This window comes from Kitasatospora sp. NPDC059812 (genome assembly GCF_042732075.1).
GTDB lineage: Bacteria > Actinomycetota > Actinomycetes > Streptomycetales > Streptomycetaceae > Kitasatospora.
On sequence record NZ_JBHWIO010000135.1, the window covers coordinates 6,470 to 14,896 of the forward strand.

At 75.1% G+C, this 8,427-nt stretch carries 7 protein-coding genes and 1 pseudogene; 5 read left to right on the forward strand and 3 right to left on the reverse strand.

Features of this window, described 5'->3' with window-relative positions:
• Positions 1-263: 263 nt before the first annotated feature.
• Positions 264-1,073, forward strand: a pseudogene (locus ACFV6D_RS37090) (slipin family protein); the annotation flags it as partial.
• 76 nt (positions 1,074-1,149) lie between these two features.
• Here ACFV6D_RS37090 and ACFV6D_RS37095 read toward each other — a convergent pair.
• Positions 1,150-1,767, reverse strand: coding sequence for a TetR/AcrR family transcriptional regulator C-terminal ligand-binding domain-containing protein (locus tag ACFV6D_RS37095; RefSeq protein ID WP_380378792.1), 618 nt, complete (start codon positions 1,765-1,767; stop codon positions 1,150-1,152).
• 496 nt (positions 1,768-2,263) lie between these two features.
• Here ACFV6D_RS37095 and ACFV6D_RS37100 point away from each other — a divergent pair, with 496 nt between their 5' ends.
• The 4 genes from ACFV6D_RS37100 to ACFV6D_RS37115 all read left to right on the forward strand — a co-directional run bounded on the left by ACFV6D_RS37100 (position 2,264) and on the right by ACFV6D_RS37115 (position 6,706).
• Entirely contained in the window at positions 2,264-2,545 is a 282-nt protein-coding gene (locus ACFV6D_RS37100; RefSeq protein WP_380563143.1) for a hypothetical protein, read from the forward strand.
• A 90-nt stretch (positions 2,546-2,635) separates the two neighbouring features.
• Positions 2,636-2,998 (forward strand): ArsR/SmtB family transcription factor, encoded by a 363-nt coding sequence (locus ACFV6D_RS37105; protein WP_380563145.1) that lies wholly within the window; start codon positions 2,636-2,638, stop codon positions 2,996-2,998.
• 158 nt (positions 2,999-3,156) lie between these two features.
• On the forward strand, positions 3,157-4,518 hold the full coding sequence (locus tag ACFV6D_RS37110; RefSeq protein WP_380563147.1) for an MFS transporter: 1,362 nt from the start codon (positions 3,157-3,159) through the stop codon (positions 4,516-4,518).
• A gap of 136 nt (positions 4,519-4,654) precedes the next feature.
• Positions 4,655-6,706 (forward strand): heavy metal translocating P-type ATPase, encoded by a 2,052-nt coding sequence (locus ACFV6D_RS37115; protein ID WP_380563149.1) that lies wholly within the window; start codon positions 4,655-4,657, stop codon positions 6,704-6,706.
• Here ACFV6D_RS37115 and ACFV6D_RS37120 read toward each other — a convergent pair.
• Positions 6,673-7,875, reverse strand: coding sequence for an MFS transporter (locus ACFV6D_RS37120; protein ID WP_380563151.1), 1,203 nt, complete (start codon positions 7,873-7,875; stop codon positions 6,673-6,675). The genes ACFV6D_RS37115 and ACFV6D_RS37120 overlap by 34 nt on opposite strands.
• A gap of 122 nt (positions 7,876-7,997) precedes the next feature.
• The gene (locus tag ACFV6D_RS37125; RefSeq protein ID WP_380563153.1) at positions 7,998-8,393 is read right to left on the reverse strand and encodes a helix-turn-helix transcriptional regulator; all 396 of its coding nucleotides are present in this window, start codon (positions 8,391-8,393) and stop codon (positions 7,998-8,000) included.
• Positions 8,394-8,427 lie beyond the last annotated feature (34 nt).

The following is an 8,427-nucleotide window of genomic DNA, read 5'->3' on the forward strand; positions in this document are numbered from 1 at the left end:
CGGGGGGCCCCCCCCCGGCGCCACCCCCCCCCCCCGGGGGGGGGGGGGCGGGGGGGGGGCGGCCCACTGCCGGTCAGCCCCGTTCCCCGGCGTCGCCGAACGGCCGGACCGGCGGAGCGGACGGTCCGTCAGGATCCCCGGCGCACGCGGCTGTCGATCCCCGCGGCCGGGGCGCATACTGTCCTGCGCGGCTCGCACCCGCGCGACAGGGCCCGCTCAGGACCCGGCCCGGGCTGCGCCGCTACGGGGAAGGTCGGACGAACGTGGCAATTGTCGTTCTCGTCGTCGTGCTGGCGCTGTTCTGGCTGATCACCGGCGTGCGGGTGGTGCAGCAATACGAGCGCGGCGTGGTGTTCCGGCTCGGCCGGGTGCGCGAGCAGGTCCGCCAGCCGGGCCTCACCCTGCTGGTGCCGGTGGTCGACCGGATGCGCAAGGTCAACGTCCAGGTCGTCACCATGCCGGTACCCGCCCAGGAGGGCATCACCAAGGACAACGTCTCCGTCAGCGTCGACGCCGTGCTGTACTTCCGCGTCGTCGATCCGATCAAGGCCACGGTGGACGTCCAGAACTACTCCTTCGCGATGCTCCAGGTCGCCCAGACCTCGCTGCGCTCGATCATCGGCAAGAGCGAGCTGGACGATCTGCTCTCCGGCCGGGAGAACCTGCACCAGGGGCTGGAGATCATGATGGAGAGCCCGGCCACCGGGTGGGGCGTGCACATCGACCGGGTGGAGATCAAGGACGTCAGCCTGCCCGACTCGATGAAGCGCTCGATGGCCCGCCAGGCGGAGGCCGACCGCGAGCGCCGGGCCCGGATCATCACCGCGGACGGCGAGTTCCAGGCCGCCGCCAAGCTCGCCGAGGCCGCCGTCACGATGTCCGAGACCCCGGCGGCGATGCAGCTGCGGCTGCTGCAGACGGTGGTCGAGGTCGCGGCGGAGAAGAACTCGACGCTGGTGCTGCCGTTCCCGGTGGAGCTGCTGCGCTTCTTCGAGGCCTCAGCCGCCCGGGCCGCCGAGGCGGGTTCCGCGCCGGCGCCCGCCGTCCCGGCCCAGGCGCCGTCCGACGCTGGCTGACGGCCCGTCCGCACGACCACGGCCGGTCCGGGGCCCGCCCCTGACCGGCCGTCGGCCATCGACCTGACCGCCCTCACTGGCGGACGATCGGCAGCAGCACCTCGTCGACGATCTCCGCCGGGTCCAGCTGCTCCGGCGCGCCGCCGCACATCTTGATCCGGTACAGCATCAGCGCCGGGACGACGTCGGTGACCAGCGGGGTGACGGACCCGGGGCGGACCTCGCCCCGGGTGGCACCACGGCCGAGCACCTCGGCGATCAGCGCGGCGGTGGGCTCCACCACCCGCTCCAGCACGATCGCCAGGAAGGTGTGGGCCCGCTGCTGGTCCAGCTCGCCCATGATGGCCCGCACGGCGGCCCCGGGCTCGCTCAGCATCGCCGCGCGCAGCCTGGTCACCACCTCCAGCAGGTCCCCGCGCAGGCCGCCGGTGTCGGGCGGCGGGCCGACCGGGGGCAGGCAGGCGCGCAGCGCGTCCTTGACCAGTTCCTCCTTGGAGGGCCAGCGCCGGTAGAGCGCGGCCTTGCCGGTCTGCGCGGCGGCGGCGACGCCCTCCATGGTGAGCCGGGCGTAGCCGTCGGCGGTGAGCTGCTGGAGGGCGGCCTCGAAGATGGCGTTCTCCAGCGCCTCGCCGCGCCTGCGGAGCGGGGCGCCCGTCGCCGGTCCGCGCGCGACTGCGGGTTCAGCGGGCATGGCTGCGCACCTTCTTCGGCTCCACCTCTCGACACGCCCGTTCACCGGCTGTCCGTAATGAACGGATGTGTTCCCTATATCCAGGGCCACTGTCGATGTTAGTGAACGAACCCGTCACGTCCCAATCGTTCGCCCCCCGGCCGTCGCGGGCCGCGCCGGCGCCGTCGGACCGGCCTGCCATGGCTCCCCTTCCCTCCTCGCCCGTACGACGCGGCCGCCCGCCCGCCGGACGCGCCGCCCGCCGGAGCGCGATCGCGTCCGGGCCGGAGGCCGTCGATGCGCGGGGCCGCCGTCAGGACACCGTCAGTGACGGCGCCCGCACAGTCAAGGGGGCGTCAGGATCACCCGCCCCCCGAGGGTCCGCGGCCTAGGCTCGGACTCGTCCCCGCCCGGCTGACGCGGGCCCAGCGCCCCGTCACCGACCTCCGGAGCACCCTTAGCCGCCACCCGATCCGATCCGCCGTGTCGGACGATACGCAACGAAGGTGAGGTCCCCGTGGCCGTTCTCGGCGCCTTCCACCGCCGCCAGCCCCTCCCCGCCAGCTGGCCGGCATCCGCGCCGGCGCGCGGCTCGGTGGCCGCGGCCCTGTCCGCGATCGTGCGCAGGCTCGCCGACAGCCCCCTGGACAACTCCGTGCTCCAGGCCGTGGGCGCCCCGACCGCCTCCAACGGCACCGGCGCCGCCCGCCGCACGGTGCGGATGCGGGCCAGCTGGCGGGCCGTCACCACCCCCGACGGCACCCGCCGGCTCGAAGCCCGCTGGGGCCCCGGCCGCTGAACCGGGCCCGCCCCGGCGGCCCCGACAGCGCGGGGCCATCACGTGCGCACGCGTGCACGCATCGGGCGCACGCCGACCTACGATGAGCACATGAGCACAAGCACCGACCTGGCAGCTGCACACGGCTCGCAGGAGCAGGGGCAGGACAGCGGCGAGCGGCTGGACGTCGCCGCGTCCGTCCTCGCCCTGCTCGCGGACCGCACCCGGCTTGCGCTGCTGCACCGGCTCGGCGCAGGCGAGGCCGACGTCACCTCCCTCATCGAGGCCTGCGGGGCCCCGCGCACCTCCGTCAGCCAGCACCTCGCGAAGCTCCGCCTCGCGGGCCTGGTCACCACACGCAGGGACGGGCGCCGCGTCGTCTACTCGCTGCGCCACGGGCACCTCCGGCGCCTGATCGACGAGGCGCTGAACGTCGCCGACCACCAGATCGGCTCCCTCCCGCCGCACGACTGACCCGCCGCACGACCGACCCGCCGCACGACCGACCCGACCCGACCCCGCAGACCGGAACGGCAGCGAGGACCGCGCCATCGCAACTAACACGTGCACACGTATGCACGTGTTGGCTACGATGGTGCCGCCGCACCACGCCGCCGACCGGGACGGGGCCGATGCTGTCCACACTGCGCAACCGCACCTACCGCCACCTGTTCGCAGCCCAGGTCATCGCCCTGGTGGGCACGGGCCTGGCCACCGTGGCGCTGAGCCTGCTCGCCTACGACATCGCCGGCGCCGACGCCTCGGCCGTCCTCGGCACCGCGCTGGCCGTCAAGATGGTCGCCTACGTGGCCGTCGCACCGGCGGTCGGCGCCCTCGCCGACCGCATTCCGCGCCGAACGCTGCTGGTGGCGATGGACCTCACCCGTGCCGCCGTCGCGCTCGCCCTGCCGTTCGTCAGCCAGGCCTGGCAGATCTACGTCCTGATCTTCCTGCTCCAGGCCGCCTCGGCCGCCTTCACACCGGCCTTCCAGGCCACCATCCCCGAGGTGCTGCCGGCCGAACGGGACTACACCCAGGCGCTGTCGATGTCCCGCCTCGCCTACGACCTGGAGTCCCTGTTCAGCCCCGCGCTCGCCGCGGGCCTGCTCGCGCTGGTCCCGTACACCTGGCTGTTCACCGGCACCACCGCGGGCTTCCTCGCCTCCGCCACCCTGGTCGTCTCCGTCGTCCTGCCCAAGCCCGCCCCCGTCGAGCGGACCGGCGGCGCCTGCGCCAAGGCCGCCTTCGGCACCCGCCTGTTCTGGGCCACCCCCCGCCTGCGGGCCCTGCTCGCGCTCGACCTCGCGGTCGCCGCCGCCGGGGCGATCGTCTTCGTCGACACGGTCGTCGCGGTCCGCGAGCACTTCCACCGCCCGGCCGGCGCGGTCTCGCTCGCCCTGGGCGCCTACGGAGCCGGCTCCATGCTGACCGCCCTGCTCCTGCCCCGGCTCCTGCGGCGACTCTCCGACCGCGCCGTCATGCTCCCGGCCGCCTTCGCGCTCCCCGCCGTCCTGGCCGCCGTCGCCGCCGTCACCGCCGCGGCCCCGGGCGGCTGGTCCTGGGGCGCGCTGCTGGCGTCCTGGGCCGCGATCGGCGCCGCCTGTTCCGCCGTCCTCACGCCGGGCGGGCGCCTGATCCGCCGCTCCGCCGCCGACGCGGACCTGCCGGCCGCCTTCGCCGCTCAGTTCTCCCTCTCGCACAGCTGCTGGCTGCTCACCTACCCCCTCGCCGGCTGGCTCGCCGCCGGCGCCGGCCTCCCGGTGACCGCCGTCGTCCTCGGCACCATCGCCCTGCTCGCCGCCACCGCCGCCACCTCGATCTGGCCCGCCCGCGACCCCGCCAGGCTCGACCACGTCCACGCCGACCTGCCCCCGGGCCACCCCCACCTCACCGACGCCCACCCGGCCGCGGACGGCTGGCTCCACGGCCACGACTACGTCATCGACCAGTACCACCGCCACTGGCCACAAGGCCTCACCGCGCGGGCCAACTAGCCAGGGCTACCGGGCGGGGCGACAACTCCATCACCCGGGAGGGTCAATCCAGCGGGAATAAATGAAGAGCTGTTCATGTATTCCTGTATGGTCGACGCGTCGCCCCGTCGTGTCCGCGTGGAGGAACACCACAGCCATGTCCGCAACCCTCACCGAGCGCCCAGCCGCCGCAGCCCCGCGCGGCGGCGCCGCTCCCAAGCGCCGTACGCGCGTCTTCGCGCTGGCCGAGGCCCGCTGGGCCGCCGCCGCGACCGTCGCCTTCCTGACCGCCCTGCCGCTCCAGCTGGCCGGCGCCCCGGCCTGGGCCTGGGGGCCGCTGTACGCGATCGCCTACGCCACCGGCGGCTGGGAGCCCGGCTGGGCCGGACTTCAGGCGCTGCGCGAGAAGACCCTCGACGTCGACCTGCTGATGATCGTCGCCGCGATCGGCGCGGCCTCGATCGGGCAGGTGATGGACGGCGCGCTGCTGATCGTCATCTTCGCCACCTCGGGCGCGCTGGAGGCGCTGGCCACCGCCCGCACCCAGGACTCGGTGCGCGGCCTGCTCGACCTCGCCCCCACCACCGCCACCCGCCTGCTGGACGACGGCGGCGAGGAGACCGTCGCCACCGAGGACCTGGTGGTCGGCGACACCATCCTGATCCGCCCCGGCGAGCGCGTCGGCGCCGACGGCCGCGTCCTGGACGGCGCGAGCGAGATCGACCAGGCCACCATCACCGGCGAGCCGCTGCCGGCCCCCAAGCAGCAGGGCGACGAGGTCTTCGCCGGCACCCTGAACGGCACCGGCGCCCTGCGGGTGAAGGTCGAGCGCGACGCCTCCGACTCGGTGATCGCCCGGATCGTCGCCATGGTCGAGGAGGCCTCGGAGACCAAGGCCCCCACCCAGCTGTTCATCGAGAGGGTCGAGCAGCGCTACTCCCTGGGCATGGTCTTCGCGACCCTCGCCGTCTTCCTCGTCCCGCTGGCCTTCGGGGCCGCCGTGACCGGCTCGCTGCTGCGGGCGATGACCTTCATGATCGTCGCCTCGCCCTGCGCCGTGGTGCTGGCCACCATGCCGCCGCTGCTGTCCGCGATCGCCAACGCCGGCCGCCACGGCGTCCTGGTGAAGTCCGCCGTCGTGATGGAGCGGCTCGGGCAGGTCGACGCGGTCGCGCTGGACAAGACCGGCACCCTCACCGAGGGCACCCCCCGGATCACCGACCTGCTCCCCCTCGCCGGCAGCGGCCTGGACGAGGACGAACTGCTGACCCTGGCGGCCGCCGCCGAGCACCCCAGCGAGCACCCGCTGGCCCGCGCGGTGGTCGACGCCGCCCGCCGGCGCGGCCTCGACCTGCCGGTCGCCGAGGGCTTCGCCTCCACCCCCGGCATCGGGGTGACCGCCACCGTCTGCGGTGCCGTCATCGCGGTCGGCGCCCCCGCCCGGCTCCTCGCCGGCGCCGCCGACGCGCCCTCCGCCGAGGCAGAGGCGGAGACGGAGGCCACCGCCGTCGCCGAGGAACTGGAGCGCGACGGGCGCACCGCCGTCCTGGTCCAGCGCGACGGCGCCCCGGTCGGCGTGCTCGGCATCGCCGACCGCCTGCGCCCCGACGCCGCCGCCACCGTCACCGCCCTGGCGGCCCTGACCGGCGCCGCCCCGGTGCTGGTGACCGGAGACAACCCGCGCGCCGCCGCCCGCCTCGCCGCCGAGGTCGGCATCACCGACGTCCGCGCCGGGCTGCTCCCCCAGGACAAGGTCGCCGCCGTCCAGGAGCAGGAGCGGGCCGGGCGCAAGGTGCTGGTGATCGGCGACGGCGTCAACGACGCCCCCGCCCTCGCCGCCGCCCACACCGGCATCGCGATGGGCCGGGCGGGCTCCGACCTGGCGCTGGAGACCGCCGACGCGGTCGTCGTCCGCGACGAACTCGCGACCGTCCCCACGGTGATCGCGCTGTCCCGGGCGGCCCGGCGGCTGGTCGTCCAGAACCTGGTGATCGCCTCGGTGTTCATCTCCGGCCTGGTCGTGTGGGACCTGGTCGCCACCCTGCCCCTGCCGCTCGGCGTCCTCGGCCACGAGGGCTCGACCGTCATCGTCGGCCTCAACGGCCTGCGGCTGCTGCGCGAGAGCGCGTGGAAGCGCGCGGGCGCCACCGGGCCGCGGCCGGTTCAAGAGCCGGTTCAGGAGCCGGCGCGGGCCCGGCGCAGCAGGTAGGCGCCGGAGGCGGCGGCGAGCAGGGCCATGCAGGCGGTGAAGACCAGGCCGGCGCGGGCCAGGCCGATCGGCGCGGTGAGCAGGCCGATGCCGATCACCGGGATCGAGATGCCGAAGTAGGCGACCACGAAGAGCGCCGACAGGGCGCCGCCGCGGTGCTCGGCGGGCGCGGCGGCGGCGATCTCGCCGACCGCTCCGCGCAGGCCCATGCCCTGGCCGGCGCCGCCCACCAGGGCGCTGAGCACGAGCAGTGGCAGGGCCGTCCAGGCGAGGGAACCGGCCATCAGGGCCAGCCCGGCGATGAGCACCAGGCAGCCGATCGGGATCGCCCGGGCGGTGCCCAGCCGGGGCACCAGGAGCTGGCCGAGGATGGAGGCGAAGAAGGCCGTGCACACGATCAGGCCGACGACGGCCGGGCTGTGGACGTCCAGCCGCTGGGCGAGGAAGGCCGGGCTGACGGAGGTGAAGACGCCCAGCAGGGAGAAGCCCGCGAACGCGGCGAGCCCGGCCGGGACGAACACCCCGCGGACCTCCGGCGGCAGGGACGGCCGGCGCGGCCGGGCGGTGCGCAGCGGGCGGGCGCCGGTGACGGTCTCCGGCAGGAGCCAGGTGACGGTGAAGGAGGCGGCGAGCAGCACCAGGTGCACGGCGAACGGCAGGGTGAGGGGGTGGCGTGTGTACTCGGCGAGCAGTCCCGACAGCACCGGTCCGCAGCCCAGGCCGCCGATGTTGGCGGCGGTCGCGACGAAGCCCGCGCGGGCCTGGTGTCCGGGTGGGGCGAGCTCCAGGACGTACGCGGTGGCGGTGCCGGTGAACAGGCCCGCGGACAGGCCGGACAGCAGTCGGCCCAGGGCCAGCAGCGGGAGGCCGCCTTCGGCCAGGAAGGCGAGGGCGCTGCACGCCGCGAGCGCCAGTCCGCAGAGCAGGACGGGCCGGCGTCCGACGGAGTCGGAGACGTTGCCGACGAGCAGCAGGACGCCGATGACGCCGAAGGCGTAGATGGCGAAGACGACCGTCACCATCAGTTCGGAGAAGCCGATCTGCTCCTGGTACAGCCCGTACAGCGGGGTGGGCAGGGTGGTGCCCGCCATGCAGACGGCGAAGCCGGCGGCCGCCCCGAGGTAGCCCGCCCGGCCCATCGCGGGTCGCGCGGTCTGATGATCGGTCATTCGCCCACGGTAGGGCGGCCGTCGCCGTCGCAGCCACGGCTCGCGGGGCCGAATAGGCCGATCCGCCCAAGAACCGACGCCCGGCCCCGGCCACACCCACCCCCGGCGTGGTCGGCCATCGGCTACCGGATCGCGCCGCGGTCCGCGGACAGGCCGTGGGTGGTGCCGCCCCCGGCCCGCACCTGCGTCGGGAGCGCTCCCCAGTAGCGCCGGAACGCGGTGCTGAAGTGCCGGGTGTCCGCATAGCCGCAGGAGCGGGCGACGGCCGCGACGGACAGCGGGCGCAGCGCGGGATCGGCCAGGCGCTGCGCGGCGACGTCCAGCCGTCGGCGGGTCAGGTAGGCGATGATCGTGCACCCCGTCTCCTGCTGGAAGAGCCGTGCTGCGTGGCGCTCGCTCAGGTGGACCTGGGTGGCGACGTCCCGTACCCGTACCGGGCGGTCGAAGTTGTCGTCGAGGTAGCGGGTCATCCGCGCGGCGGCCGCCGCCGCGCGCCCACCCTCCTGTCTCTTATACACAACTCCGGGCCCACGAGCCGCACTCACATCGGGG

Excerpts from the sequence above, each read along its gene's own strand:
- ACFV6D_RS37095 (WP_380378792.1), bottom strand. The coding sequence starts at position 1,767 with ATGCCCGCTGAACCCGCAGTCGCGCGCGGACCGGCGACGGGCGCCCCG.
- ACFV6D_RS37105 (WP_380563145.1), top strand. The coding sequence starts at position 2,636 with ATGAGCACAAGCACCGACCTGGCAGCTGCACACGGCTCGCAGGAGCAG.
- ACFV6D_RS37110 (WP_380563147.1), top strand. The coding sequence starts at position 3,157 with ATGCTGTCCACACTGCGCAACCGCACCTACCGCCACCTGTTCGCAGCC.
- ACFV6D_RS37115 (WP_380563149.1), top strand. The coding sequence starts at position 4,655 with ATGTCCGCAACCCTCACCGAGCGCCCAGCCGCCGCAGCCCCGCGCGGC.
- ACFV6D_RS37120 (WP_380563151.1), bottom strand. The coding sequence starts at position 7,875 with ATGACCGATCATCAGACCGCGCGACCCGCGATGGGCCGGGCGGGCTAC.